Genomic DNA, 26732 nt, shown 5'->3' with positions numbered 1-26732 from the left:
AGTCACCTGCAGAACAAATAACGATACTTTTGGGCCAATGTGGGACGGCGGATGTTATCTGCGTAAATAGCCCGGTGGCGGCTACGCCGCCACCCGACACATTCAGCGGCGCGATCTCACCACCTGATACCGACGGGTTAAATACTCAAACGGCGCGCTCCACACGTGCACCAGACGGGTGAACGGGAAGATAAGGAAGATCGTCATCCCCAGTACCAGATGAACGCGGAAGATCGGCGCGACGCCGCTCAGCATTTCTGATGAGCCTCCCTTAAACGTCACGATCCCCTGCGCCCAGCCGACCAGCTTCATCATCTCACTCCCGTCAGGATACTGTGCGGAGAAGGGGATGGTGGTCAGCCCGAGAATGCACTGGATCAGCAAAATGCTCATGATGATGATATCCGGCATGGTGGACGTGGCGCGCACGCGCTGATTGAACAGGCGGCGGTAAAGCAGCATAGAACCGCCAATCAGCGTCAATACGCCACAAACCCCGCCAGCCATCATGGCCAGCTGCTGTTTAACCGCAACGGGTAAAAACCAGGCGTACATCCAGTGCGGGGTTAACATGCCGAACAGGTGTCCGAAGAATATCCCCAGGATCCCGATATGAAAAAGGTTAGAACCCCAGTTCATACCGCGTTTGCTGAGCATCTGGCTCGACGAGGCGCGCCAGGTGTATTGCCCGTAGTCGTAGCGCAACCAGCTGCCGAGGAAAAAGACGGTGGCGCAGATGTACGGGTAAATGTCGTAGAAAAACACGTTCAGGTAGTGTGTCATTTTGGGCCTCCGGCGCTGACGTCCAAGTACTGGGGCGCGACGTCCTGGCTAAAGCGTCGTTGATATTGCTGCATCGGCGAGCTGTCGCACGATGTGGCGTTGTCTTCGATAAACTTGACCTGTTCCTCTTCCCATACGGCGTCCAGCGCCTGGCGGGTATCATCCCGTTTTTCACCGGACACCTGTGTCGCCACGCTATCGCTGGAAAGCCGCGTTCCCGCCAGCGCCAGCAGGGCATCAAACAGCTGGTAATGCGCTACGCCACGCTGCTTCAGGCGTCCCCCAATCAGCGCCAGGATCGGCGCGACGTTATGTAATCCTTCGCGTGCTTCGTCGTCGGTGACGATGCTGAGGTATTCCAGGTAGAGCGGCAAATAGTCCGGCAGCTCGCGGCAGTCCAGCTGTAGCCCGGCTTTCTCGTACTGACTCATCAGGTCGACCATCGCCTGACCGCGATCGCGGGACTCAGCGTGAACGTGCTCGAACAGCAGCAGCGACGTTGCGCGACCGCGCTCAAAAACCTCGCACCACTCGGCCTGCTTGTCCAGCAGCGGGGCGTTCAGATGCTGCCGGGTAAACGGCAGCAGCGTGGGCGCGTCCTGCTCAATTAACGAAAGCGCTTCATCGCGGTTTTCCCACAGGGTCTCATCGGGATATTCGATCAGCAGCGCGATGATTTTGAGGATTTGCATTACTCTCCCTCCCCGTGTTCGCGCACCTCGATGATGTTAATCGCGTCGATGCGGCTGCTGTTGAAGAGGTTGAATTTGGTGTCGGAGCCGTGGCAGCCGTCGCCAAAGGTAAAGCCGCAGCCGTTTTTCTCCGGGAAGGCGTCGCGCGCCATTTCACGGTGGCTGGTTGGGATCACGAAGCGATCTTCGTAATTGGCAATGGCCAGATAACGATACATCTCTTCAACCTGCGCTTCGGTCAGGCCCACTTCTTCAATGGCGCGGGTATCGGTCACGCCTTCCACGGTCTGGGAACGTTTGTAATGGCGCATCGCCATCATGCGCTTCAGGGCGCGCAGCACCGGGCCGGTATCGCCCGCACTGAGCATATTCGCCAGATACTGCACCGGAATGCGCAGGCTTTCCACGGCAGGCAGGACACCGTCGCTCTGCGGCAGGCCGCCAGCATCAGCATAGGACTGAATCGGTGACAGCGGCGGCACGTACCAGACCATCGGCAGGGTGCGGTATTCCGGATGCAGCGGCAGAGCCAGCTTCCAGTCCATCGCCATTTTGTAAACCGGCGAACGCTGGGCGGCGTCAATCACGTTCTGCGGAATACCCTGTTTCACCGCTTCTTCTATGACAGCCGGGTCGTGCGGGTCCAGGAATACGTCACACTGGCGTTCGTACAGATCGGTTTCATGCTCGGTGCTGGCCGCCTCTTCAATGCGGTCCGCGTCATACAGCAGCACGCCGAGGTAGCGGATGCGCCCGACGCAGGTTTCCGAGCAGACAGTCGGCTGGCCGGATTCAATGCGCGGATAGCAGAAGATGCATTTTTCTGATTTGCCGCTTTTCCAGTTGAAGTAGATTTTCTTGTACGGACAGCCGCTGATGCACAGACGCCAGCCGCGGCATTTGTCCTGGTCGATCAGCACAATGCCGTCCTCTTCGCGCTTGTAAATCGCGCCGCTCGGACAGGTGGCGACGCAGCTAGGGTTCAGGCAGTGCTCGCACAGGCGCGGCAGGTACATCATGAAGGTGTTTTCAAACTGGCCGTACATCTCTTTCTGGATCTTCTGGAAGTTGCGGTCGCGGGCGCGTTTTTCGAATTCCCCGCCCAGCAGTTCCTCCCAGTTGGGACCCCAGACGATTTTGTCCATCCGCTTGCCGTCAATCAGCGAGCGCGGGCGGGCGGTAGGGAGGTGATCGCCCTCCGGGGCGCGGTGCAGATCCTGATAGTCAAAGGTGAAGGGCTCGTAATAATCGTCAATCTGCGGCAGGACGGGGTTGGCGAAAATCTTCGACAATACGCCCATTTTGCCGCCGAGGCGCGGCGTTAGCTTGCCGTGAATGCCGCGGATCCAGCCGCCTTGCCACTCCTCCTGATCTTCCCAGTTTTTTGGGTAGCCGATACCCGGTTTGGTTTCGACGTTATTAAACCACGCATATTCCATGCCTTCACGCCCGGTCCAGACGTTCTTACAGGTGACCGAGCAGGTGTGGCAGCCAATGCATTTATCGAGATTCAGAACCATGCCAACCTGTGAGCGTATTTTCATTTTTTCGCCTCCTGTACCTGATCCCGACCTTCGCCGTCGAGCCAGTTAATGTTTTTCATTTTGCGGATCATGATGAACTCGTCGCGGTTCGAGCCAACGGTGCCGTAATAGTTAAAGCTGTAGGCCAGCTGGGCGTAGCCGCCGATCATGTGCGTCGGTTTTGGGCAGACGCGGGTGACCGAGTTGTGGATCCCGCCGCGCCGTCCGGTCACTTCCGAGCCCGGTATGTTCAGGATGCGCTCCTGGGCGTGGTACATCATGGTCATGCCCGGCGGCACGCGCTGGCTGACCACCGCACGGGCGGTGAGGGCGCCGTTGGCGTTGAAGGCTTCTATCCAGTCGTTATCCTCAATGCCCAGCTCGCGCGCGTCGGTTTCGCTGATCCAGACAATCGGCCCGCCGCGCGACAGGGTTTGCATTAGCAGGTTTTCGCTGTAGGTGGAGTGGATGCCCCATTTCTGGTGCGGCGTCAGGAAGTTGAGCGCTTTTTCCGGGAAGCCGTTCGGCGGGATCTCGCGCATATGGCTGACGCTGCGGGTATCAATTGGGGGACGGTAGGCGACCAGGCTCTCACCAAAGGCGCGCATCCACGGATGATCCTGATACAGCTGCTGGCGGCCCGAAAGGGTACGCCATGGGATCAGCTCGTGGACGTTGGTATAGCCTGCGTTATACGAGACGTGCTCGCTCTCAAGGCCGGACCAGGTTGGGCTGGAGATGATTTTCCGCGGCTGGGCCTGGATATCGCGGAAGCGGATCTTTTCGTCTTCTTTGTTCAGTGCCAGATGAGTGTGATCGCGCCCGGTCAGTTCCCCGAGCGCTTCCCAGGCTTTCACCGCCACCTGACCATTGGTTTCCGGTGCCAGAGCGAGGATCACTTCAGAGGCGTCAATAGCGGTTTCAATGCGCGGGCGGCCTTTGGCCGGGCCGTCGAGCTTGACGTAGTTCAGCTTGCCGAGGAAATCGACCTCGTTCTGCGTGTTCCATGAAATACCTTTTCCGCCGTTGCCGAGCTTATCCATCAGCGGGCCGAGGGCGGTGAAGCGTTCGTAGGTTTCCGGGTAGTTACGCTCGACGACCGCAATGTTCGGCGCGGTTTTGCCGGGGATCAGGTCGCATTCCCCTTTGCGCCAGTCCTGAATATCAAACGGCTGCGACAGCTCCGCCGGGGAGTCGTGTTGAAGCGGCTGCAGCACCACGTCGGTTTCGGTGCCCAGATGCCCGACGCAGACCTCGGAGAAGACTTTGGCGATGCCTTTGTAGATCTCCCAGTCGCTGCGGGACTCCCACGCCGGGTCGACGGCGGCGGAGAGCGGATGAATAAACGGATGCATATCCGAGGTATTCATGTCGTCTTTTTCGTACCAGGTGGCGGTGGGCAGGACGATATCCGAGAACAGGCAGGTGCTGGACATGCGGAAGTCGAGCGTCACCAGCAGATCGAGCTTGCCCTCGATGGCGGCGGTTTGCCACTCCACCTCTTCAGGTTTCACGTCATCGGTAGAGCCGAGATCCTCGCCCTGAATGCCGCTCTCGGTGCCGAGCAGGTATTTCAGCATGTACTCGTGGCCTTTCCCGGAGGAGCCGAGCAGGTTAGAGCGCCAGACGAACAGGTTGCGGGGATGGTTTTTACCGTTGTCGGGCTGCTCGCAGGCGAAACGCACGTCACCGGATTCGAGTCCCTGCACGGTATACTCCTGCGGCGTCATGCCCGCCGCCTCCGCGCGGGCTTTAATGTGCAGCGGGTTAAGGTTGAGCTGCGGGGCCGACGGCAGCCAGCCCATGCGCTCAGCGCGGACGTTGAAGTCGATCAGGTGGCCGGTGAATGTCGAGGCGTCCGCCAGCGGGGAGAGCAGCTCCTGCGCGGTCAGCTTCTCATAGCGCCACTGGCAGGCGTGGTTGTAAAAGAATGAGGTGCTGTTCATCTGGCGCGGCGGACGGTTCCAGTCCAGCGCGAAGGCCAGTGGCAGCCAGCCGGTTTGCGGGCGCAGCTTCTCCTGGCCCACGTAGTGCGACCAGCCGCCGCCGCTCTGCCCGACGCAGCCGCAGAAGACCAGCATGTTGATCATCCCACGGTAGTTCATGTCCATGTGGTACCAGTGGTTCACCCCGGCACCCAGAATGATCATTGAGCGACCGTGAGTTTTGTGCGCCGTGTCGGCAAACTCGCGGGCGATTTTTTCTATCAGGTAAGCGGGTACGCCGGTGATCTGTTCGCCCCAGGCGGGCGTGTAGGCTTTGATCTGGGCATAGCTGTCTGCGGCGTTACTATCCTCCAGACCGCGATCGAGACCGTAGTTAGCCAGTATCAGATCGTAAACGCTGACCACCCGTTTCTGACTGCCGTCGGCGAGCGTCAGGGTTTTGCTCGGCACGCGGCGTGTCAGCACCGGCTCCTGCTTGACGCTGCGGAAGTGTGGGTTTTCGTTGCCACCAAAGTAGGGGAAAGCGACATCCGCAACGCTGTCGTGCGTGATCAGTAGAGAAAGCGTCAGTTCAGTTTCCTGTCCTGCCGCAAGCGATTCGAGGTTCCATTTGCCTTTTTCTCCCCAGCGAAAGCCAATCGATCCGTTTGGCACCACGAGGTTCCCGGCAATATCAAAGGCGACGGTCTTCCACTCAGGGTTATTGGCTTCACCCAGCCCGTCGACAAGGTCCGAGGCGCGCAGCATGCGGCCCGGCACCACGCGACCGTCTTCCTGCTCGTCGAGCTGCACCAGCATCGGCATGTCGGTATAGCGGCGACAGTAGTTGAGGAAGTAGTCGCTGGGGTTATCGAGGTGGAACTCTTTGAGGATCACGTGGCCCATCGCCATGGCGAGGGCGCTGTCGGTTCCCTGTTTGGGGGCCAGCCACTGGTCGCTCAGTTTCGCCACCTCCGAGAAGTCCGGCGTGATGGCGACGGTTTTGGTCCCTTTGTAGCGCACCTCGGTGAAGAAGTGGGCGTCCGGGGTACGGGTCTGCGGCACGTTCGAGCCCCAGGCAATGATATAGCTGGAGTTGTACCAGTCGGCAGACTCCGGCACGTCGGTTTGCTCGCCCCAGGTCATCGGCGACGCCGGAGGCAAGTCGCAGTACCAGTCATAGAAGCTCAGGCAGGTACCGCCCAGCAGGGAAAGATAGCGCGTGCCGGCGGCGTAGGAGACCATCGACATCGCCGGAATCGGGGAAAAACCGGCCACGCGGTCGGGGCCGTAGTTTTTGATGGTCCAGACGTTGGCGGCGGCGATCAGCTGGTTTAGCTCTTTCCAGTTCGAGCGGATAAACCCGCCTTTACCGCGCGCCTGCCGGTAGCTCTGCGCCTTTTGCGGATCGCTCTGGATAGCGTCCCAGGCCAGCACCGGATCGGTATGCTGCGCCAGCGCCTCGCGCCAAAGCTCAATTAGCCTGCGGCGGACCAGCGGGTATTTGAGACGGTTGGCGCTGTAGAGATACCAGGAGTAGCTGGCACCTCGGGGGCAGCCGCGCGGCTCGTGGTTGGGCAGGTCAGGGCGGGTCCGCGGATAATCGGTCTGCTGGGTTTCCCAGGTCACCAGGCCGTTTTTGACGTAAATCTTCCAGCTGCAGGAGCCGGTACAGTTCACGCCGTGGGTGGAGCGCACAATCTTGTCGAACTGCCAGCGCTGACGGTAGCTGTCCTCCCAGTCGCGGTTGGTGTGGTACACCTGCCCGTGCCCATCGGCGAAACTGTCGCCTTTTGTTTTGAAATAACGAAAGCGATCCAACAGTTTGCTCATGACATTTCTCCTGCTTCGGACGTGTAGTTATTCTTTTTTTGCGGATTTGCGGCCATACACCAGCCAGGTAACAAGCACGCAGATGATGTAAAACACGAGGAACACCTTCATGGCGCCGACCGGCGAACCGGTCATCGCCAGCGAGGTACCAAAGGCTTTGGGAATGAAGAACCCGCCAACGGCGCCGATAGCGGAGATAAAGCCCAGCGCGGCGGCAGTCTCGGTCACCGCTTCGTGCTGCGCCTGCTCGTCCGTGCCGCCCTGCTTTTTGACGCGGTCGAGAGTGATTTGGCGGAAAATAATCGCGATCATCTGGAAGGTGGATCCGCTGCCCAGCCCGGCGGTGAGGAACAGTCCCATAAAGACCAGATAGAACGCGACAAAGCTGCCGGAGCCAGAGCCGGGGAGCGTCAGGAAGATCAGGGCGCTAAAGACGGCCATAAAGACGAAGTTAATCAGCGTGACCCGCACGCCGCCCAGTTTGTCAGAGATCATCCCGCCCGCTGAACGCGCCAGCGCACCGATAAGTGGGCCAAAGAAGGCGAGGTGCAGGATGTTGACGTCCGGAAACTGAGTTTTTGACAGCATGGCAAAGCCCGCCGAGAAGCCGATAAACGAGCCGAAGGTCGCCAGATAGAGCAGGCTCAGCAGCCAGAGGTGAAAGCGCTTCAGCACCGGGAGCTGGCTGGCAATAGAAGCCTTAGAGCTGGCAATATCGTTCATGCCAAAAAATGCCGCAAGGGTTGCCAGCAGCAGCAGCGGCGCCCAGATCCATGCTGCGTTGGCCAGCCACATCGTCGAGCCATCTTCCTGAGGCACGCCGTGCACGCCGAGGAAAGTGAACATCGGCAGAAATATCACCAATGGCGCGACCAGTTGCATCACGCTGACGCCCAGGTTGCCGAGCCCGCCGTTAATGCCGAGCGCGCTGCCCTGTTTTGCCTTGGGGAAGAAGAAGCTGATGTTGCCCATGCTGGAGGCAAAGTTGGCACCTGCAAAGCCGCAGAGCAGGGCAATCACGATAAAGACCCAGTAAGGCGTCGCGGTGTCCTGAACGGCTATCCCCAGCCAGACGCAGGGAATAATCAGGATGACGGTACTCAATACCGTCCAGTATCGTCCGCCAAATATTGGCACCATAAACGAATAGGGGACGCGCAATATCGCGCCGGAGAGAGAAGGTAATGCCGTTAGCATAAAAAGTTGATCGGTAGTGAAATTAAATCCGACTTTATTGAGATTGACCGCGATTGCGCTAAACAGCATCCATACGCAAAAGGCCAGTAGTAAACATGCCACCGAGATCAACAGATTTCTTTGCGCGATATGTTTGCCTTTATTCTCCCAAAATTGCGCGTTTTCAGGTTTCCAGTTACTTAAAAGATGCGGGTTACTCTTTTCACTTTGTGGTGACATATCGCCCTCTTACTTGCCATAATGGAGAGAAAAACGAAGTGAAAACAAAAAGATAAATGAGAGTGGGGACTAGGATTTATTGGATGTTTTGGGATACATCTGAAAGGATAGATAAAAAAGCGAACCCCAGAGAATAGAATGGGAATAGGGGGTCGCTTAATGTGTTACTAATTGTAACATTTCGGAATGTGAATACTCAGGAAGGAGTATTAAAACAATTCAAGAGTGATAAGTTTATCGAGATGCTTATTAAAAGCCGCATCGTCCATCTCCGGCATATTTAATATGTAGATACCGTCCAGTCCGCACACCAGACCTATCAAACGCCAGGCAATATTTTCTGCACGATCGTTAAGCCTAAATTCGCTAGCCTCCGCCCCGGCACGAATAATGGCAACGGTCTCCTGGTGCCACATCTCCATTGTCAGTACGTAAGCGCCTTTAATTTCGGCATCCCGAATGGCCAGAATTTGGGCTTCACGCCACAGGCGAATATAAGGCTCAAATCTGCCGTCATCGCTGCCGAGCATAGCGTGAAGACGCTCCCGCCAGCTGGCACTTTCTCCCAGTGCGTCGGCGTCCAGTAGCTCGCGGATCAAGCGCACAAACGCCAGTGATTTTAGCTCCCCGCCGGAGGTGAAGTGATGGTGCACCTGTCCGGTGGCGACGCTGGCTTCAGAGGCAATACGTCGCACCGTCATTGCCGCCAGTCCTTCAGCCAGCGCCACGCGCATGGCGGCCTGTAAGATGGCTTCCCGCCGTTCATCCTTGCTCAGATATCGCATGTTTAATCACTCTCAATGGCAATGAAACGAGTGTAACAAAAAGCTGGACATGCGTTCAACTTTACGTAGGATCGCATCCTGGACATGTGTCCATGTTTTAAAAGAAAGGGAAATTTATGTTTCGTCAGTGGTTAGCGTTAGTGATTATCGTGCTGGTGTATATCCCGGTGGCGATCGACGCGACGGTGCTGCACGTGGCGGCGCCGACATTGAGCATGACGCTGGGCGCCAGCGGCAATGAATTGCTGTGGATCATCGACATTTACTCGCTGGTGATGGCGGGAATGGTACTGCCGATGGGGGCGCTGGGTGACCGCATTGGTTTTAAACGATTGCTCATTATCGGCAGCACGCTGTTTGGCCTGTCGTCGCTGGCGGCAGCGTTTGCGCCGTCAGCAGGGTGGCTGATTGCGGCGCGCGCGTCGCTGGCGATTGGTGCGGCGATGATCATCCCGGCTACGCTTGCTGGGATCCGTACGCTGTTTATCGACGCGCGGGATCGTAATATTGCGCTCGGCGTCTGGGCGGCAGTGGGTTCCGGCGGCGCGGCATTTGGCCCGCTGATTGGCGGTATGTTGCTGGAACACTTCTACTGGGGGTCAGTGTTTTTGATCAACGTGCCAATCGTGCTTATTGTTGTCACCCTTGCGGCACGTTTTGTTCCCCGGCAGCAGGGGCGGCCTGAGCAGCCGTTGAACATTAGCCATGCGATCATGCTGATCGTGGCGATTTTACTGCTGGTCTACAGCGCTAAAACCGCGTTGAAAGGCGCGCTGTCGCCGTGGCTGGTGGCCTGTACGCTGCTGACTGGCGCAGTGATGCTGTTTATTTTCGTGCGCATTCAGCTGCGCGCCCGCGTGCCGATGATCGACATGCGCCTGTTTTGCCACCGCATCATTTTAAGCGGCGTGGTGATGGCGATGACGGCGATGATCGCGCTGGTGGGGTTTGAACTGCTGATGGCGCAGGAGCTGCAGTTTGTTCATGGCTTCACGCCGTTTGAGGCGGGCATGTTTATGCTGCCGCTGATGGTGGCGAGCGGGTTTAGCGGCCCGATAGCGGGTGTCCTGGTGGGGCGTCTCGGTCTGCGTCTTGTGGCGGCAGGGGGGATGGGGCTGAGCGCGGTCAGTTTTATCGGTCTGTCGATGCTGGATTTCAGCACTCAGCAGTTGCTGGCGTCTGCCCTGATGGTTCTGCTCGGCTTTAGCGCGGCCAGCGCGCTGCTGGCCTCGACCTCTGCGATTATGGCCGCTGCGCCAAAAGAGAAAGCGGCTGCCGCAGGGGCGATTGAAACCATGTCCTACGAGCTGGGGGCGGGGCTGGGGATCGCGATTTTCGGCCTGCTGTTAACCCGCAGCTTCTCGGCGTCAATTGTGCTGCCGCAGGGGCTGAACCCGTCGCTTGCAGATAAAGCCTCGTCCTCTATTGGTGAAGCGGTGAAAGTGGCGCAGGATCTGACCCCGTCGCTGGCGGAGTCGGTGATTGAGGCGGCGAAAACGGCGTTTATCACCTCGCACAGCGTGGCGCTGGGTAGCGCAGGCGGAATGTTATTGCTGCTGGCGGTGGGGATTTGGTTTAGTCTGGCGAAAGCGCCCCAAAAGTAAAAGTGAGCCCGTTGACGCCATGTTGTCCGGGCTTTTTATCGGTGTTCTTACGCTGTCTGACGTGTCACCCGATAGCGCGACTGCACCAGCCCCGATGGGAAGCTGCGGCTTGATATAAGCGTTAAATCGATACGGGTTACAAAAAAGCAGTGAGTCAAGATGCGGGAGACAGCGTCATTATACCGAAACCGGGGAGATTCTATGCGCAAACAGGCACAAAAAAGCCAGCCGCATGGGCTGGCCTTGTAGAGTGACACATCTTAGAACTGGTAGGTCAGACCCACAGCCACGATGTTGTCGGTAGACACTTTGGCATCTTTGGTGAACGTGTTGTCGTCCAGCAAGTTGATTTTGTAATCAACGTAGGTAGACATGTTTTTGTTGAAGTAGTAGCTCGCGCCAACATCAATGTATTCAACCAGATCCTGATCGCCATAAGAACCGATGTCCTTACCTTTAGATTTCAGGTAAGCGATGGATGGACGCAGGCCGAAGTCGAACTGGTACTGTGCAACCACTTCGAAGTTCTGCGCTTTGTTCGCCACGTGACCGTTACCGAACGCGGTCATGTTACGGGTTTCAGAGTAGGTGGTTGCCAGGTAGATGTTGTTCGCATCGTACTTCAGGCCCGCTGCCCAGACTTCTGCGTTTTCTCCACCAGCGTTCAGCTCGCTTGCTGCGTTAACCTGACGGTCAGTACGGTCGGATTTCGCATAGGTCGCACCTGCAGCGAAGCCGTCGAACTCATAGCTGGAAGACAGACCCCAGCCGTCACCGTTGGACTCGGTGATATCGTTACGGTCGTTTTTACCCTGGTACTGTGCCGCAAAGTTCAGGCCGTCAACCAGACCGAAGAAGTCGGTGTTACGGTAGGTTGCAACGCCAGTGGTACGGCCCGTCATAAAGCCATCGGTCTGGGTCCAGGTATCGCCACCGAACTCTGGCAGAACGTCAGTCCATGCGCCGATGTCGTAAGCCACGCCGTAGTTACGACCGTAGTCGAAAGAACCGAACTCGTTGAACTTCAGACCGGCAAATGCCAGACGGGTTTTGTTACCGTCAGAGCCCTGCGCTTCAGAGCGGTTGCCTTTGAACTCATATTCCCACTGACCGTAACCGGCCAGCTGGTCGTTGATCTGCGTTTCGCCTTTAAAGCCCAGACGTACGTAAGTTTTGTCGCCGTCGTTGTCAGCGTCATCAGAGAAATAGTGCAGACCTGTTACTTTGCCGTACAGATCCAGTTTGTTACCGTCTTTGTTAAAAACTTCAGCCGCGTTTACAACGCCTGCTGCCAGCATAGAAGTGACTGCCACTGCAACTAATTTAAGTTTCATCTTAAACATTCCTTATAATTTTCTTAGGTATTTCCTGAGCCAATTTGAACGATTTCTAAACGAGGCGTTTCGTCAATGGCAGACTATTTTTAAAAATCTTGTAGCCTGCTTTCAATAATAAGTTTCAAAATATTAAAGATAATTTCAATTAGTGTGATCCTGATCGGAATAATTGCCGTAAAAACGCCTTATTCGATTAATATTTACACATAAAGTGACGCTTTACGTCTCGTGAAAATTACGTAGCAAATAGTTTTTGTACGTTGTAGTTCATCGGTGCAATATTCGTGATTAACGATTATTTAGGGGCGGGGTGGTGATGATAAATTCAATGAAAACAGTCTGATGGAAGTTCTATTGCATCAGATTTATGATAGGGCGCGTGACACATCCGGAAATGTATTATTGCATTCTGTGCTATATAGTTCGTTAATATACGCAGCGAACTAATCACTATGCGTTGTCAGTTTATGTCAATATAAGAAAAGGCGAACTTACGTCCCGTGGCTAATATAAACAGAATTTAAACAGGTCACGATAATTTTGATAAATATTCTGAGGCAGGCTCACATTTTAAATTAATGTTAATTATGTTGCCGGGATGAAAATATCCCCGGCATCGGGGGCTTATTTGCGTGTGGCATACCAGCAAAGGAGCGAACCGGCGCAGACCATCAGCGCCCCCTGCCAGAAGGCGAATGAGAGGGGGGAACTCAGCACTGCGGCGGCAAGCGCGGCTGAAAGGACGGGGGTGAAATACGATACGGCAGCCAGTACCGTGACGTTACCGTGGAGGATGCCAATATTCCATGCGGCATAGCCAAACCCAAGCGCGACGCCGCACATGACGAGCTTCACCACCACCGGGATGCTGAACACCATTTCCGGCTGATCGCTGAGCGCATATTTCACCCACAGGCTCAGCGCGGTCAGCAAAACGAAAAGGGTTATACCGTTTTGTCCTTTGGCAAATTTGGCAGTGACGGTGCAGTAGGCCGCCCAGATAAATGCCCCTGCAAACGCCAGCGCGTAGCTCAGCGGGCTGGAAACGATATTGCGGGTTATTTCATCAAGATGTAAACCCTGTTCACCGCCCAATACCCAGCAGACGCCCAGCAATGAGACGGCTAAGCCGGGGATCACCCACACGTTTGATTTCTGCCCGTTGAACAAGATGGCAAACACAATGGTCAGGCTTGGCCAAAGGTAATTGACCATGCCCACTTCAATGGCCTGCGATCGCGTGGCGGCATAACCCAGCGACAGCGCCAGGCATATTTCGTAGCTGACAAACAAAACGCTGCCTGAAATAAGATAGCGGGGGGAAAACCGCCTGATATCAGGAAATCCTACCGTCACCAGACACAGCAATCCGCTGAGGGTGTAGATCATCGCCGCACCGCCTACCGGACCCAGTCCCTCACTCACGCTGCGGATCAGACCGACCATTGTGCTCCATAACAGTATTGCCGCCAGTCCAATAAGCGTTGCTCTTTTTCTGTCCATTACGTCTTCATCGCTAATAAAATCAAAGGAAAAATTTATAGCATTAATTCGGCAACCGCCGCGAATAATTCTCTTAAGCGCTTAACCCTAAAGGATTATTCAAACGCGGCAGCAGTGACTATTAAGGGGGCGAAGTCAGGCGACCTTGATTTGACGCAAAAAAAACAGAGGCTTTGCTGTTAGTTTGCGGCGCGAAGTCTTATTCGAACACGAGGACAACAATGGACGTCAGCCGCAGACATTTTTTCAAAATCTGCGCGGGCGGTATGGCCGGAACAACGGCAGCCATGCTGGGATTTGCTCCCAAAATGGCGCTGGCTCAGGCACGCAACTATAAGCTGCTGCGCGCGAAAGAGATCCGTAACACCTGCACATACTGCTCCGTAGGTTGTGGGCTTTTAATGTATAGCCTGGGCGATGGCGCGAAGAACGCCAGAGAAGCGATTTACCATATTGAAGGGGATCCGGATCATCCGGTGAGCCGCGGGGCGCTGTGCCCGAAAGGGGCGGGGCTGCTGGACTATGTGCACAGCGAAAATCGCCTGCGCTACCCGGAATACCGCGCGCCGGGTTCGGATAAATGGCAGCGAATCTCCTGGGATGAGGCCTTCTCCCGCATTGCAAAATTAATGAAAGCCGACCGCGACGCCAACTTTATTGAAAAGAACGCGCAGGGCGTAACGGTTAACCGCTGGCTTTCCACCGGTATGCTGTGCGCCTCGGCGGCGAGTAATGAAACCGGCATGCTGACGCAAAAATTTGTGCGCTCTCTCGGCATGCTGGCGGTAGACAACCAGGCGCGCGTCTGACACGGACCAACGGTAGCAAGTCTTGCTCCAACATTTGGTCGCGGTGCGATGACCAACCACTGGGTTGATATCAAAAACGCTAACGTCGTGGTGGTGATGGGCGGTAACGCCGCAGAAGCCCATCCGGTGGGATTCCGCTGGGCGATGGAGGCAAAAAACAACAACGATGCGACGCTTATCGTCGTCGATCCGCGCTTTACGCGCACGGCATCGGTGGCCGATATCTATGCGCCAATCCGCTCCGGCACGGACATTACGTTCCTGTCCGGCGTCCTGCTGTACCTGATCGAAAACAACAAAATTAACGCGGAATACGTTAAGCATTACACCAACGCGAACCTGCTGGTGCGGGATGATTTTGCCTTCGATGACGGGCTATTTAGCGGCTATGACGCCGAAAAACGCCAGTACGATAAATCGTCCTGGAACTATCAGTTCGACGAAAACGGCTATGCGCTGCGTGATGAAACGCTGACGCACCCGCGCTGCGTGTGGAATCTGCTGAAAGAGCACGTATCCCGCTATACGCCGGACGTGGTGGAAAACATCTGCGGTACGCCAAAAGCGGACTTCCTGAAGGTGTGTGAAGTGCTGGCCTCAACCAGCGCCGCAGACAGAACCACCACGTTCCTGTACGCGCTGGGCTGGACGCAGCATACCGTCGGCGCGCAGAACATCCGCACCATGGCGATGATCCAGCTGCTGCTCGGCAATATGGGCATGGCGGGCGGTGGCGTAAACGCGCTGCGCGGTCACTCCAACATTCAGGGCTTAACAGACCTTGGCCTGCTGTCGACCAGCCTGCCGGGCTACCTGACGCTGCCGTCTGAAAAGCAGACCGATCTGCAAACGTATCTTGAGGCCAATACGCCGAAAGCGACGCTGCCGGATCAGGTCAACTACTGGAGCAACTATCCGAAGTTCTACGTCAGCCTGATGAAATCCTTCTACGGCGACGCGGCGCAGAAGGAGAACGACTGGGGCTTTGAGTGGCTGCCTAAGTGGGACCAGGCTTACGACGTCATCAAGTATTTCAACATGATGGATAAGGGCAACGTCACGGGCTATATCTGCCAGGGCTTTAACCCGGTGGCCTCCTTCCCGGACAAAAACAAAGTCGTCCGCAGCCTGAGCAAGCTGAAGTACATGGTGGTTATCGATCCGCTGGTGACCGAGACCTCCACCTTCTGGCAGAACCACGGGGAATCAAACGATGTCGATCCGGCGTCGATTCAGACCGAGGTGTTCCGCCTGCCGTCCACCTGCTTTGCGGAAGAGGATGGCTCCATCGCTAACTCCGGCCGCTGGCTGCAGTGGCACTGGAAAGGTCAGGATGCACCGGGCGAAGCGCGTAATGACGGCGAAATCCTCGCCGGGATTTACCATCGCCTGCGCGAAATGTACCGCACCGAAGGCGGCAAGGGCGCTGAGCCGCTGCTGAAAATGGGCTGGGACTACAAGCAGCCGGACCATCCTGAGTCTGAAGAAGTCGCCAAAGAGAACAACGGCGTGGCGCTGGCGGATCTCTATGACGCAAACGGCAACCTGGTGGCGAAGAAAGGCCAGCTGCTGAACAGCTTTGCGCTGCTGCGTGACGACGGCACGACGGCATCGTCCTGCTGGATCTACACCGGCAGCTGGACGGAGCAAGGCAACCAGATGGCAAACCGCGATAACGCCGACCCGTCCGGGCTGGGCAATACGCTGGGCTGGGCATGGGCGTGGCCGCTGAACCGTCGCGTGCTGTACAACCGCGCGTCTGCGGACGTAAACGGCAAGCCGTGGGATCCGAAGCGCATGCTGATCCAGTGGAACGGGGCGAAGTGGACGGGTAACGATATCCCGGACTACAACACTGCCGCGCCGGGCAGCAACACCGGGCCGTTTATCATGCAGCCGGAAGGGTTGGGACGTCTGTTTGCCCTCAACAAGCTGGCAGAAGGGCCGTTCCCGGAACACTACGAGCCGATGGAAACGCCGCTGGGGACTAACCCGCTGCACCCGAACGTGGTCTCAAGCCCGGTGGTGCGTATCTACGAAGAGGACGTGCTGCGCCTGGGCAAAAAGGACAAGTTCCCGTACGTCGGAACGACCTACCGCCTGACCGAGCATTTCCATACCTGGACCAAGCACGCGCGGCTTAACGCCATCGCGCAGCCGGAACAGTTTGTGGAGATCAGCGAAACGCTGGCGAAGGTGAAAGGCATTGCCAACGGCGACCGTGTGAAGGTGAGCAGCAAGCGCGGTTTTATTCGCGCGGTGGCGGTGGTGACCCGTCGTTTGCAAAGTCTGAACGTGCACGGCCAGCAGGTGGAAACCGTCGGCATCCCGCTGCACTGGGGCTTTGAGGGCGTGGCGCAGAAAGGCTACATCGCCAACACCCTGACGCCTAACGTCGGCGATTCCAACTCGCAAACGCCGGAGTACAAGGCGTTTCTGGTCAACATCGAGAAAGCGTAAGGAGCGATTGAATGGCGATGGAAACACAAGACGTTATCAAACGCTCCGCGACCAACCCGATAACGCCCGCGCCGCGCGCGCGGGACTACAAGGCAGAGGTCGCCAAGCTTATCGACGTCTCCTCCTGCGTGGGCTGTAAAGCCTGCCAGGTGGCCTGCTCGGAGTGGAACGATATCCGCGATGAGGTGGGGCACTGCGTTGGGGTCTACGACAATCCGGCTGACCTGAGCGCCAAATCCTGGACGGTAATGCGCTTTAGCGAAACCGAGCAGAACGGCAGGCTGGAGTGGCTTATCCGCAAAGACGGCTGCATGCACTGTGAAGATCCGGGCTGCCTGAAGGCGTGCCCGTCTGCCGGTGCGATTATTCAGTACGCCAACGGGATCGTCGACTTCCAGCAGGACAACTGCATCGGCTGCGGCTACTGCATTGCGGGCTGTCCGTTTAATATCCCGCGCCTCAATAAAGAGGATAACCGGGTATACAAATGCACCTTGTGCGTGGACCGCGTCAGCGTCGGGCAGGAGCCTGCCTGCGTCAAGACCTGTCCGACCGGCGCGATCCACTTCGGCACCAAGAAAGAGATGCTGGACGTGGCGCAGGCGCGGGTGGACAAGCTGAAAGCGCGCGGCTACGACAAGGCGGGCATTTACAACCCGCAGGGGGTAGGCGGCACGCACGTGATGTACGTGCTGCACCATAACGACCAGCCGGAGCTGTACCACAATCTGCCGAAAGATCCGGCGATCGATACCTCGATCAACCTGTGGAAAGGGGCGCTCAAACCGCTCTCTGCGGCGGGCTTTATCGCCACCTTTGCGGGGCTGATTTATCACTACATCGGTATCGGGCCAAACAAAGAGGTGGATGACGACGAGGAGGAGCATCATGAGTAAGTCGAAAATGATTGTGCGCACGAAGTTTATCGACCGCGCCTGTCACTGGACGGTGGTGATCTGCTTCTTCCTGGTGGCGGTGTCGGGGATTTCGTTCTTCTTCCCGACGCTGCAGTGGCTGACCGAGACCTTCGGTACGCCGCAGATGGGGCGCATTCTGCACCCGTTCTTCGGCGTGCTGATTTTCGTGGTGCTGATGTTTATGTTCGTGCGTTTTGTTCATCACAACATTCCGGACAAGCAGGATATCCCGTGGGTAAAAGGGATTGTTGAAGTTCTGAAAGGCAACGAGCATAAAGTCGCGAAGGTGGGCAAATACAACGCCGGGCAGAAGATGATGTTCTGGACCATCATGAGCATGATTTTTGTGCTGCTGGTGACCGGCGTAATTATCTGGCGTCCGTATTTTGCCCAGTATTTCCCCATTCAGGTCATTCGCTACGCGCTGCTGATCCACGCCACGTCGGCCATCATTCTGATCCACGCTATCCTGATCCATATGTATATGGCGTTCTGGGTGAAAGGATCGATTAAAGGGATGATTGAGGGGAAGGTGAGCCGTCGCTGGGCGCAGAAACACCACCCGCGCTGGTATCGTGATGTGGAACGTCTGGAAGCGAAACAGGAAAGTACGGAAGGAATGAAGTGAGCCCTGCGCCGTCGGCTTTGTCCGGCGGCGCTGCGCTTGCGCGGGCCTACCCCTGCTATATCAGAACCGCTCCTCCACATACCGGAACGGGTATTTTGTGGGTTTAACTTTACCAATTTTGCGTTTCGGTAAATCCACCTTTTCAACGTGTATTTCTTTATACGGAATTTGGGTTAGCAGGTGCGAAATAATATTCAGGCGCACGCGTTTTTTATCTTCTGAACGCGCCACAAACCACGGCGCCCAGGCGGTATCGGTGGCTTCAAACATCGCGTCGCGTGCGCGGGTATACTCGTCCCATAGGTTAAAGGATTTAATATCCATCGGCGATAGCTTCCAGATTTTACGACCATCGTTAATACGGTCGCGCAGGCGGCGCTCCTGCTCTTTCGGCGTCACCTCCAGCCAGTACTTAAGCAGAATAATACCGGCATCCACCATCGCTTTTTCCATCACCGGCGTGCCGTCCAAAAATTTCTCCACCTGTTCCTCAGTGCAGAAACCCATTACCCGCTCGACACCCGCGCGGTTGTACCAGCTGCGGTCGAAAATGACGATCTCCCCGGCGGCAGGCAAATGGGGAACATAACGTTGAAAATAGAGCTGGGTTTTCTCTTTCTCGGTGGGTGCCGGGAGGGCAACAACGCGAAACACGCGAGGGCTGACGCGCTCGGTGATCGCTTTAATAGTACCGCCTTTACCGGCGCCGTCGCGTCCTTCAAAAACAATACACACTTTGAGTCCTTTGGCGACGACCCACTGCTGGAGCTTTACCAGTTCCACATGTAGGCGACGAAGCTCTTTTTCGTACTCTTTGGTCTTCAGCGCGGGGTTAACCAGGCTATCTACGCTCGCTTTGGTCACGGTCACTGCTTTGGTTTTATTCTGTTTTGCGTTTCCCATGATAATCCTCATCTCCGGATCGGGTGATGTGCTTAGAAGGAACTAACACTTTGAAGTGTAATGCTGACCTGCAACCTTCGCGGGAATTTTTGACATATGTGCCTGATAAGCGAGTTTCGCTTCTGCAGGTAAAGGGTTAGAATGAAGAAAGGTACTGTATGAATAAACAGGTGGGTGTGATGGCATTGATTTTTGAGGGCGAAAAAATCGGTCGTACTCGTTTTACCGGCGAGAAAATAGAGAATGCGATCTTTCGTAACTGCGACTTTTCAGGCACGGATTTAACCAGCACGGAGTTTATCGGCTGTCAGTTCTATGACCGGGAAAGCCAGCAGGGCGGTAAGTTTACTCGGGCGCAGCTTAAAGATGCTATTTTCAAAAGCTGCGATTTATCGATGGCGGACTTCAGGCATTCTAATGCCTTAGGCATCGAAATTCGTGAGTGCAGGGCGCAAGGGGCTGATTTTCGCGGGGCCAGTTTTATGAACATGATCACTACGCGTACCTGGTTTTGCAGTGCTTACATAACAAAAAGCAACCTGAGCTATGCCAATTTTTCGAAGGTGGTTCTGGAAAAATGCGAGCTGTGGGAAAACCGCTGGAACGGTGCGCAAATACTCGGTGCCACCTTCAGCGGCTCGGATCTGTCGGGGGGCGAGTTCTCCTCTTTTGACTGGCGGGCGGCCAATTTTACTCACTGCGACCTGACCAACTCAGAACTGGGTGAACTGGACGTGCGTGGTATTGATTTGCAGGGTGTCAAACTGGACAGCTATCAGATTGCCCAACTGATGGATCGGCTTGGCATCGTGGTTTTGGGCTAGCGGTATTCACAGCCTTACCTGAATTAATGGATTAACCTGTCAGCCACCTGATTTGAACTGGCTCACCATACCAGATTGTTTGATAATGCCCGTCGCGAATAGTTAACCCGTGGTCGTGGTATGAAAAAAACAATCTTTTCGTTGGCGCTTGGTACGTTTGGTCTGGGAATGGCCGAATTCGGCGTGATGGGCGTGTTGACGGAACTGGCGAAGGACACCGGGATTTCGATTCCCTCCGCCGGAAACATGATCTCCTTTTACGCCTTCGGCGTGGTGATCGGCGCACCGATTGTGGCGCTGTTTTCCAGCCGGTTCTCGCTGAAAACAACATTACTGTTCTTAGTGGCGATGTGCGTCATCGGGAATGCCGTGTTCAGCATTTCGCATTCTTACGTCGGGCTGGCAACAGGCCGCTTAATTTCTGGTTTCCCACACGGCGCGATTTTCGGCGTAGGGGCGATAATCCTCTCCAAAATTGCGCCGCCGGGAAAAGTCACGATCGCGGTGGCCGGTATGATCGCCGGAATGACCGTTGCCAATCTTGTCGGCGTACCGCTCGGGACGTGGCTTGGGCATGAGTACAGCTGGCGCTACACCTTTTTCCTCATTGCTGCCTTTGATGTGCTGGTGATCCTCTCCGTGTTGCTGTGGGTGCCGACGCTGCACGATAAATCCGAGATCAAATTGACCGAGCAGTTCCACTTTCTGAAAAAACCAGAACCCTGGCTGATTTTTGCCGCCACCATGTTTGGCAACGCCGGTGTCTTCGCGTGGTTCAGCTTCGTTAAGCCGTTTATGGTCAATGTATCCGGCTTCACCGAAGGCACGATGACCGTCATCATGATGCTGATGGGGCTTGGCATGGTGCTGGGCAATCTGCTGAGCGGTAAACTCTCGGGGCGTTTTAGCCCGCTGCGCATTGCGGCCACCACCGACATGGTGATTGTTGCCACACTGCTGCTGCTTTTCGCCTTTGGCGAACTGAAAACGGCCTCGCTGGTCATGGGCTTTGTCTGCTGTGCAGGCCTGTTTGCACTTTCCGCACCGCTGCAAATTCTTCTGCTGCAGAATGCGAAAGGGGGTGAAATGCTGGGTGCGGCGGGCGGACAGATGGCCTTTAATCTGGGTAGCGCGGTAGGGGCATACTTTGGCGGGATGATGATTACGCTCGGCTTTAGCTGGAGCTATGTCACGCTGCCAGCGGCGTTGTTGTCCTTCGCTGCGATGACCTCGCTGTTGATGTATGGCCATCTCTGCGCCAAAAAACGTCAGGCCAACGCGCGCGCGCTGGCCTGATTTTTTTCAGGCAAGCCAGGGCTCACCCAGGGTCAACATCAGACGGTTGGCCCAGGCAAAGAACGCGGCGGATTGCAGCAGATCGAGCTGTTCAAGCGTATCCAGCTTCTGTTTTTCCAGCTCAGCCAGATGGCCCGGCGTGGCGGCCGGTGGCGTGACCGACAGCGCCGCCGCATAGTTGATTTCCGCCTGCCAGCGCGCAGACTGCCCCTCGCTCAGAGAGCGCCCCGGCCTGACGGCCAGAAGGGTTTCCACCGCGCCGTCGTCCTTTGACAGCTGGCTCGCTTTGCGCGCATGGACAGATGCGCAGTAAATGCAGCCGTTGATTTTACTGGCTACCGTCGCGGCCAGCTCGCGTTCAGCACGCGGTAATCCTCCGGGCGTGTAAAAAATCCCTTTATCCGTTAACGTGCGCTGTTCCAGAACCGGCAGATTGCGGCCCAGCAGGCGGAAATAGTCAGATTCCGTATGGCCAAATTTGGCGAGAATGGCCACTTCATCATCGTTAAATTCTGCCAGAGGTTTAGCGGCAATCCATGGCTCCCAGCCCAGTTCCTGCTGGGTGAACGCGACGGGGGCCGATTTACCGGTGGCAGTGGCAGCGTGGGTGTGCCATGCCCCCGCCGCGACGGGCGTATCGCTGGCTGCGATGGGTTTATCGTTCAGTAAACGAAGCCCGGCAATAAGTCGGCTCTGGAAGCTGACGAAGGCGATCAGTTGAGCAAGGGTGACAATGCCTTCTTTGCTCCATCCCGCCTTTACAAGCGCCTGTAATGCGCCGGGTGTGGCGTCGACCGGAGAGAAGGTGAGCAGGCGGGCAAAGTTCAGCGCAGCGGTCAGGCGCCCGGAGGTCGGATCGGCCAGCCCAAATCCGGCATAGTGCGCCGCCAGCGCCTCTGCGTTGTGCCATTTTGCGACCTTCGCCGCCACGGCAAAGCGTTCATCCCGCACAAATGCCGCATCCTGCTGGCTGAATAAAATTTCATAACTGCCCTGAGCGTGACGCGTGGCGGCGTCCCGCGTGGCCCGCGCCTCGGCCAGCGGCGAACCGGGCACGATTTCCGCCAGTTCGGCGAGAATATCCTGACTTAAAGCCATACGTGTCTCCTCAAACAATGTGGGGGGCGATATGTTCTGCAATCAGTTCAATCGATCGTAGGGTGTCCTGGTGCGACGGTTCTACCGAATGCACCTGGAATGAGATATCCGTGGCGCGGGCCAGTACGCTGTCCGCTTTAAGCGAGTTCAGTACCGTTTCCGGCGACCCAATATGCGCATCGAATTGCCTGCGATAATCCGTGACGGTGTCACCTGTTACCTGGTGTCCCGCCGCGCGATGCTGCTGCGCCTGTCGGGTTAAGCCCGGCGTCGCCACCTTCAGCGCATAGTCATCGCTGTCGGCGACGAACGCCGTGCGGGAGGCCAGGATCCGAGGCGCGATACCGGCGGGTAGCGCGTCAAGATAGGCGTCAACAATCGGGTTCTGGATCTGGTCGAGCGTTAAATCCAGCCGATCTGCCGGGCGCGGCTGCGTGCGGGAGAGCATTAAACCGTGTCCGGCCCGCGCGGCGCGCGCGGCACCGTCAACGGAGAAGGTGGCAATCCAGATACGGTCGGCCAGCTGTGGCGCAGGCGGATAAAGGTGGTTATCCGGATGGGTAAGCGAATCCCCGCGCCAGGCGCTCTGGATCGTGTGCAAATGGTCAGCGAAGGCCGCGCCGCGTTCTTCAAACGTCAGGCCAAAGGGCAGAAAAGAGGTCGGCGTGCCGCCGGAACCAAAACCGACTTCAAGACGGCCATCGGCGAGTAAATCCAGCACGGCGGCATCTTCCGCGACGCGCAGCGGGTTTTCCATCGGCAGGGTGATGATGGCCGTGCCCAGACGGATGGTTTCGGTATGCGCGGCGACGTGCGCCAGAAACAGCAGCGGCGACGGCAGGCCGCCCTCATTTTCGTGGAAGTGGTGCTGCGCAATCCAGGCGCTGTCAAAACCGTGGCGTTCGGCGTGGCGGATCTGTTCAGTTGCCAGACGATAGCGCTCCTTCGGCGTAGCGTCGTCAAGCAGGCGGGTGAAAAACCCCAGGCGTTTTCGCGTCATGCGAACTCCTCCGTTGCGGGTGAAAAATGGGGAATGGCGTCAATCAGCTCGCGGGTATAATCGTTCTGCGGCGACGCGAATAAGGTTCCGACGTCGCCCTGTTCGACCACCTGACCGCTGCGCAGCACCGTGACGCTGTGGGCGATCCGGCGGACGGTAGACAGATCGTGCGTGATAAAGAGGTAGGTCAATCCCAGCTGCTGCTGCAGTTGCTGAAGCAGAGCCAGAATCTGCGCCTGCACGGTGACGTCCAGCGCGGAGGTGGCTTCATCCAGCACCAGAATGGTCGGCTCCAGGATTAGCGCCCGGGCGATAGCAACGCGCTGACGCTGTCCGCCTGAAAGTTCCCGGGCGGTGCGGGTAAGGAGTTCGACGGGCAGGGCAACCCACTGCGCCACTGTCTCCACCTGGACCTTTCGCTCCGCCTTACCGAGGCGAGAAAAATTCTTCAGGGGCTCTTCGATGATCTCGAACAGCGTCTGACGCGGGTCGAGAGAGGCAAACGGGTTCTGGTAGACAAACTGGATCTTCTGGCGCAGCTGACGGCGGGCCTCCCGGCTGAGCGCGGTGGCATCAATATCATCAATGATGACCTGCCCGCGGTCGGCCTGTTCAAAACCGAGCAAAATACGGGCGAGGGTGGTTTTCCCGGATCCCGATTCGCCGACCAACGCGTGCGTGCTGCCGCGCGTCACGTCAAAGCTGACGTCGTCCAGCGCCTGAAGCCGATGCCCTTTGCCCAGCGAGAACTGCTTGCTGATGGACAGCGCGCGAATGGCAGGCGAGGCGAGCGAGCGCCCCGAGACTGGCGCGATAGTCAGTCGCTGGCCCTGTAAATCGCTTAACAGCTGGCGGGTATAGGCATGCTGCGGGGCGCGGACGATATCATCGGTCGCGCCGTGCTCCTGCACTTCACCGTGGCGGAACACCAGCAGCCTGTCGGCGCGCTGTGCGGCCAGCGCCAGATCGTGAGTCACAAACAGAACGGCGGTTCCCGATTCCCGGCGCAGGATATCCAGCAGATCGAGAATGCGTTTTTGCACCGTTACATCCAGCGCGCTGGTCGGCTCATCGGCAACGATCACATCCGGGCGCAGGGCAATGGCGATGGCAATCAACACGCGCTGTTTCATCCCGCCGGAGAGCTGATGGGGATACTGCGTCATGCGCTGTTCGGGGTGGCTCAGGCCGACCTTTGTCAGCAGGGCGAGCACCTGCTCGTCGCGCTCGGCGCGGGTCACTTTCTGGTGTAGCTGAATAATTTCTCCGACCTGCGCACCGATGGTTTTCACCGGGTTAAGCGAATTACCCGGATCCTGCGGAACCAGGCTAATTCGCGCCCCGCGAAGAGTATCGAGACGCTTCGCGGACCATCGGCTAATCTCCTCGCCGTTGAGCGATATTTTTCCCGCATCGCGCCGGGCGTTGTCAGCCAGCAGGCCAATGATCGCCTGTGCCGTGGTTGTTTTGCCGGATCCGGATTCGCCGACAAACGCCAGCATTTCCCCTCGCCAGAGCGTGAAGCTGACGTTATGCACCACCTCTCGCCACTGGCGCGCGGTACGGTAGCTGATCGTCAAATTTTCCACTGAGAGTACGGTCACTAGCGACCTCCGCTGAACTGTTGGCTGATACGGTTGGTGGCCAGCACCACGGCGATGACAACCGCGCCGGGGAAGGTGGTGAGCCACCAGGCGGTAGAGAGATAGTTACGGCCTTCGGCAATCAGTAAGCCCCATTCCGGCACGGGCGGCGGGGTGCCGTAGCCGAGAAAGCTCAGCGTGGAGAGCGCCAGGATGGCCTGTCCAAACTGCAGCGTGGCAAAGGCAAGGACGGCGGTTAAGGCGTTGGGCAGGATGTGTCGCCACAGCACGGCGAAAAACGTCCCGCCGCTGCCAAACGCCGCCTCGACGTAATCCGTGTGCCGGATGCGCACCACTTCACCGCGCGCGAGGCGGGCGAAGCTGGCAATGGAGGCCACGCCGACGGCAATCGCGGCGTTAACGGTGCCAAACCCGAGCAGAATAATCACCGTCAGCGAGAGCAGCAGGGACGGGATGGACAGCAGCACGTCAACAAAACGCATCAGCAGAGACTCGACGCGTCCGGCGAACGCCCCGGCGATCACCCCTAAGCCGGTACCGACCACCAGACCCATCGTCACGGCGGCCAGCGCCGCGCTCAGGGAGTGTGATGCACCGTAGACAATACGCGTGTAAACATCGCGGCCAAGCTGATCGGTGCCGAGCCAGTGTCCCGCCTGCGGCGCCAGGCGTTGTGCCCCGGCGATGCCCTCAATCGGGCTGTAGTGGGTTACCAGGCCGGGCGCCACGGCGGCAAAAGCGGCGAGAATAATCACCCCCCATGCCAGCCACAATCCCGGCTGCCATTCCACTCCCTGCCACACGGGAACGCGTTTTCGCGCGGCGGCAGCGTAATCGACCAGACTCATGATGCACCTCCGGTAACGGTTTGCAGACGGGGATCCAGCAGCGGCATCAGCAGATCCACCAGCAGATTGATCAGGACAAAACCCAGGGCAGAAATCATCACTACCGCCTGAAGTACGGCGATATCCTGGTTATTCACCGCCTGCTGGGTCAGCTGTCCGAGCCCGCTGCGGCCAAAAACGGTCTCGGTGATCAGCGCCCCGGCAATCAGCTCGCCCAGCAGCAGCCCGGCAATGTTCAGGACCGGCAGCAGGGCGTTGCCGGTAACGTGACGCCACAGGACGGCGGTTTCACTCAACCCTTTAGCACGGGCGACGGCGACAAACGGCTGCGTCGTCACCTGGTCCAGACTGCGCATCAGAATTTGTGCCAGCGGGGCGGAGATCGGGATCGCGACGGTCACGATCGGAAGGATCAGTCCCTGCAGCGGCGTCGGGTTAATTACCGGGATCAGCCGCAGCTGGAAAGAGAAAAGCTGAATCAGGGCAATGCCAAGCCAGAAGGTGGGCAGCGAGATAAACAGCACGGGTAAAGACTGGAGGGTATTACTCAGCCAGCGCAGACCCGGCAGGCGGGAGGCAAAGGCCAACGCAAACGCCAGCAGGACCGCGAGCACAAACGCGGGCAGAGCGAGGCTCAGGGTATCCGGCAGATTGCTGGCAATCAGCTCGCTGACCGGCACTCCGGCCTGTAACGAATAGCCGAAATCCCCGCGCAGCATCGCCAGCAGCGTGTGGCCGTATTGCTGCCACAGCGGGCTGTCCGCGCCGTAGGCCACGCGCATCTCCTCGATTTGCGCCGGGCTTAAGCCCAGGTCCGGGTTCTGAAATTTAATCAGCACCGCGTCGCCCGGCAGCACCTGGAGCAACACGAACGAGAGGGTAAAGGCGGCCCACAGCACCAGCAGCCCGTGCCCAAAGCGTTGAAGAAGTGCGTGGCGCATCGT

Annotated in this window: 20 protein-coding genes; 6 read left to right on the top strand and 14 right to left on the bottom strand. The window is 57.3% G+C overall.

The window, feature by feature from the left end; genetic code table 11:
* Nucleotides 1-102 precede the first annotated feature (102 nt).
* The 6 genes from narI to K5E19_RS04280 form a co-directional block, all read right to left on the bottom strand.
* Nucleotides 103-783, bottom strand: coding sequence for a respiratory nitrate reductase subunit gamma (narI, locus tag K5E19_RS04305; RefSeq protein WP_221550145.1), 681 nt, complete (start codon nt 781-783; stop codon nt 103-105).
* Nucleotides 780-1475 carry a nitrate reductase molybdenum cofactor assembly chaperone gene (gene narW, locus K5E19_RS04300; protein ID WP_221550144.1) on the bottom strand — a complete coding sequence of 232 codons (696 nt, stop codon included), beginning with the start codon at nt 1473-1475 and terminating at the stop codon, nt 780-782. Before narW ends, narI begins: the two co-directional genes overlap by 4 nt.
* Nucleotides 1475-3019 (bottom strand): nitrate reductase subunit beta, encoded by a 1545-nt coding sequence (gene narH, locus K5E19_RS04295; RefSeq protein WP_221550143.1) that lies wholly within the window; start codon nt 3017-3019, stop codon nt 1475-1477. Before narH ends, narW begins: the two co-directional genes overlap by 1 nt.
* Nucleotides 3016-6756 carry a nitrate reductase subunit alpha gene (locus K5E19_RS04290; protein WP_221550142.1) on the bottom strand — a complete coding sequence of 1247 codons (3741 nt, stop codon included), beginning with the start codon at nt 6754-6756 and terminating at the stop codon, nt 3016-3018. Before K5E19_RS04290 ends, narH begins: the two co-directional genes overlap by 4 nt.
* 27 nt (nt 6757-6783) lie before the next feature.
* A complete protein-coding gene (locus tag K5E19_RS04285; protein WP_221550141.1) occupies nt 6784-8172 on the bottom strand; it encodes a NarK family nitrate/nitrite MFS transporter in 1389 nt (462 codons plus the stop codon).
* A gap of 209 nt (nt 8173-8381) precedes the next feature.
* Complete coding sequence (locus K5E19_RS04280; protein WP_221550140.1) at nt 8382-8957, bottom strand: TetR family transcriptional regulator; 576 nt, start codon at nt 8955-8957, stop codon at nt 8382-8384.
* A 116-nt stretch (nt 8958-9073) separates the two neighbouring features.
* On the opposite strand from K5E19_RS04280, the gene K5E19_RS04275 reads away from it, so the two are divergent.
* Entirely contained in the window at nt 9074-10561 is a 1488-nt protein-coding gene (locus K5E19_RS04275) for an MFS transporter (protein WP_221550139.1), read from the top strand.
* A 260-nt stretch (nt 10562-10821) separates the two neighbouring features.
* Here the strand turns inward: K5E19_RS04275 and ompC are convergent, their stop codons facing one another.
* Nucleotides 10822-11895: a porin OmpC gene (gene ompC, locus K5E19_RS04270; protein WP_221550138.1), complete on the bottom strand. Its 1074-nt coding sequence runs from the start codon at nt 11893-11895 to the stop codon at nt 10822-10824.
* 627 nt (nt 11896-12522) lie between these two features.
* Nucleotides 12523-13401, bottom strand: a complete 879-nt coding sequence (gene yddG, locus K5E19_RS04265) for an aromatic amino acid DMT transporter YddG (protein WP_221550137.1) — start codon at nt 13399-13401, stop codon at nt 12523-12525.
* Nucleotides 13402-13622: 221 nt separating this feature from the next.
* Here yddG and fdnG point away from each other — a divergent pair, with 221 nt between their 5' ends.
* Genes fdnG through fdnI form a run of 3 tightly spaced genes read left to right on the top strand, consistent with a single transcriptional unit; the run spans nt 13623 to nt 18215 of the window.
* Entirely contained in the window at nt 13623-16670 is a 3048-nt protein-coding gene (gene fdnG / locus K5E19_RS04260; RefSeq protein WP_221550136.1) for a formate dehydrogenase-N subunit alpha, read from the top strand.
* An 11-nt stretch (nt 16671-16681) separates the two neighbouring features.
* Nucleotides 16682-17566: a formate dehydrogenase subunit beta gene (gene fdxH / locus K5E19_RS04255; protein ID WP_221550135.1), complete on the top strand. Its 885-nt coding sequence runs from the start codon at nt 16682-16684 to the stop codon at nt 17564-17566.
* A complete protein-coding gene (gene fdnI / locus K5E19_RS04250; protein ID WP_042713865.1) occupies nt 17559-18215 on the top strand; it encodes a formate dehydrogenase-N subunit gamma in 657 nt (218 codons plus the stop codon). The genes fdxH and fdnI overlap by 8 nt, the downstream gene beginning before the upstream one ends.
* A 60-nt stretch (nt 18216-18275) precedes the next feature.
* Here the strand turns inward: fdnI and ppk2 are convergent, their stop codons facing one another.
* A complete protein-coding gene (ppk2, locus tag K5E19_RS04245) occupies nt 18276-19118 on the bottom strand; it encodes a polyphosphate kinase 2 (protein ID WP_260411628.1) in 843 nt (280 codons plus the stop codon).
* Between the two features lie 179 nt (nt 19119-19297).
* Between ppk2 and K5E19_RS04240 the strand changes: the two genes are divergently transcribed.
* Together K5E19_RS04240 and araJ are read left to right on the top strand one after the other, a co-directional pair.
* Nucleotides 19298-19942 (top strand): QnrE family quinolone resistance pentapeptide repeat protein, encoded by a 645-nt coding sequence (locus K5E19_RS04240; protein ID WP_221550497.1) that lies wholly within the window; start codon nt 19298-19300, stop codon nt 19940-19942.
* 120 nt (nt 19943-20062) lie between these two features.
* A complete protein-coding gene (gene araJ / locus K5E19_RS04235) occupies nt 20063-21238 on the top strand; it encodes an MFS transporter AraJ (RefSeq protein WP_221550134.1) in 1176 nt (391 codons plus the stop codon).
* Between the two features lie 6 nt (nt 21239-21244).
* Here the strand turns inward: araJ and K5E19_RS04230 are convergent, their stop codons facing one another.
* From K5E19_RS04230 to K5E19_RS04210, 5 genes are read right to left on the bottom strand one after another with little or no spacing between them, the layout of a single operon-like run.
* On the bottom strand, nt 21245-22336 hold the full coding sequence (locus tag K5E19_RS04230; RefSeq protein WP_221550133.1) for an alkylhydroperoxidase domain protein: 1092 nt from the start codon (nt 22334-22336) through the stop codon (nt 21245-21247).
* A gap of 10 nt (nt 22337-22346) precedes the next feature.
* Nucleotides 22347-23336: a putative FMN-dependent luciferase-like monooxygenase gene (locus tag K5E19_RS04225; protein WP_221550132.1), complete on the bottom strand. Its 990-nt coding sequence runs from the start codon at nt 23334-23336 to the stop codon at nt 22347-22349.
* A complete protein-coding gene (locus tag K5E19_RS04220; protein ID WP_221550131.1) occupies nt 23333-24940 on the bottom strand; it encodes an ABC transporter ATP-binding protein in 1608 nt (535 codons plus the stop codon). Before K5E19_RS04220 ends, K5E19_RS04225 begins: the two co-directional genes overlap by 4 nt.
* Nucleotides 24940-25788 (bottom strand): ABC transporter permease, encoded by an 849-nt coding sequence (locus tag K5E19_RS04215; protein ID WP_221550130.1) that lies wholly within the window; start codon nt 25786-25788, stop codon nt 24940-24942. Before K5E19_RS04215 ends, K5E19_RS04220 begins: the two co-directional genes overlap by 1 nt.
* Nucleotides 25785-26729, bottom strand: a complete 945-nt coding sequence (locus tag K5E19_RS04210; protein ID WP_221550129.1) for an ABC transporter permease — start codon at nt 26727-26729, stop codon at nt 25785-25787. The genes K5E19_RS04215 and K5E19_RS04210 overlap by 4 nt, the downstream gene beginning before the upstream one ends.
* Nucleotides 26730-26732: the final 3 nt, after the last annotated feature.

The organism is Enterobacter sp. RIT637, from assembly GCF_019718755.1.
Lineage (GTDB): Bacteria > Pseudomonadota > Gammaproteobacteria > Enterobacterales > Enterobacteriaceae > Enterobacter.
This window is presented reverse-complemented; position numbering and strand designations above follow the sequence as displayed.

Bases quoted from the DNA above. Each gene is read 5' to 3' on its own strand.
- fdnI (WP_042713865.1), top strand. From the start codon at position 17,559: ATGAGTAAGTCGAAAATGATTGTGCGCACGAAGTTTATCGACCGCGCC.
- narH (WP_221550143.1), bottom strand. From the start codon at position 3,019: ATGAAAATACGCTCACAGGTTGGCATGGTTCTGAATCTCGATAAATGC.
- fdxH (WP_221550135.1), top strand. From the start codon at position 16,682: ATGGCGATGGAAACACAAGACGTTATCAAACGCTCCGCGACCAACCCG.
- K5E19_RS04285 (WP_221550141.1), bottom strand. From the start codon at position 8,172: ATGTCACCACAAAGTGAAAAGAGTAACCCGCATCTTTTAAGTAACTGG.
- K5E19_RS04290 (WP_221550142.1), bottom strand. From the start codon at position 6,756: ATGAGCAAACTGTTGGATCGCTTTCGTTATTTCAAAACAAAAGGCGAC.
- K5E19_RS04240 (WP_221550497.1), top strand. From the start codon at position 19,298: ATGGCATTGATTTTTGAGGGCGAAAAAATCGGTCGTACTCGTTTTACC.
- K5E19_RS04225 (WP_221550132.1), bottom strand. From the start codon at position 23,336: ATGACGCGAAAACGCCTGGGGTTTTTCACCCGCCTGCTTGACGACGCT.
- K5E19_RS04275 (WP_221550139.1), top strand. From the start codon at position 9,074: ATGTTTCGTCAGTGGTTAGCGTTAGTGATTATCGTGCTGGTGTATATC.
- ompC (WP_221550138.1), bottom strand. From the start codon at position 11,895: ATGAAACTTAAATTAGTTGCAGTGGCAGTCACTTCTATGCTGGCAGCA.
- araJ (WP_221550134.1), top strand. From the start codon at position 20,063: ATGAAAAAAACAATCTTTTCGTTGGCGCTTGGTACGTTTGGTCTGGGA.
- K5E19_RS04215 (WP_221550130.1), bottom strand. From the start codon at position 25,788: ATGAGTCTGGTCGATTACGCTGCCGCCGCGCGAAAACGCGTTCCCGTG.
- ppk2 (WP_260411628.1), bottom strand. From the start codon at position 19,118: ATGGGAAACGCAAAACAGAATAAAACCAAAGCAGTGACCGTGACCAAA.
- K5E19_RS04210 (WP_221550129.1), bottom strand. From the start codon at position 26,729: ATGCGCCACGCACTTCTTCAACGCTTTGGGCACGGGCTGCTGGTGCTG.
- yddG (WP_221550137.1), bottom strand. From the start codon at position 13,401: ATGGACAGAAAAAGAGCAACGCTTATTGGACTGGCGGCAATACTGTTA.
- narI (WP_221550145.1), bottom strand. From the start codon at position 783: ATGACACACTACCTGAACGTGTTTTTCTACGACATTTACCCGTACATC.
- narW (WP_221550144.1), bottom strand. From the start codon at position 1,475: ATGCAAATCCTCAAAATCATCGCGCTGCTGATCGAATATCCCGATGAG.
- K5E19_RS04230 (WP_221550133.1), bottom strand. From the start codon at position 22,336: ATGGCTTTAAGTCAGGATATTCTCGCCGAACTGGCGGAAATCGTGCCC.
- K5E19_RS04280 (WP_221550140.1), bottom strand. From the start codon at position 8,957: ATGCGATATCTGAGCAAGGATGAACGGCGGGAAGCCATCTTACAGGCC.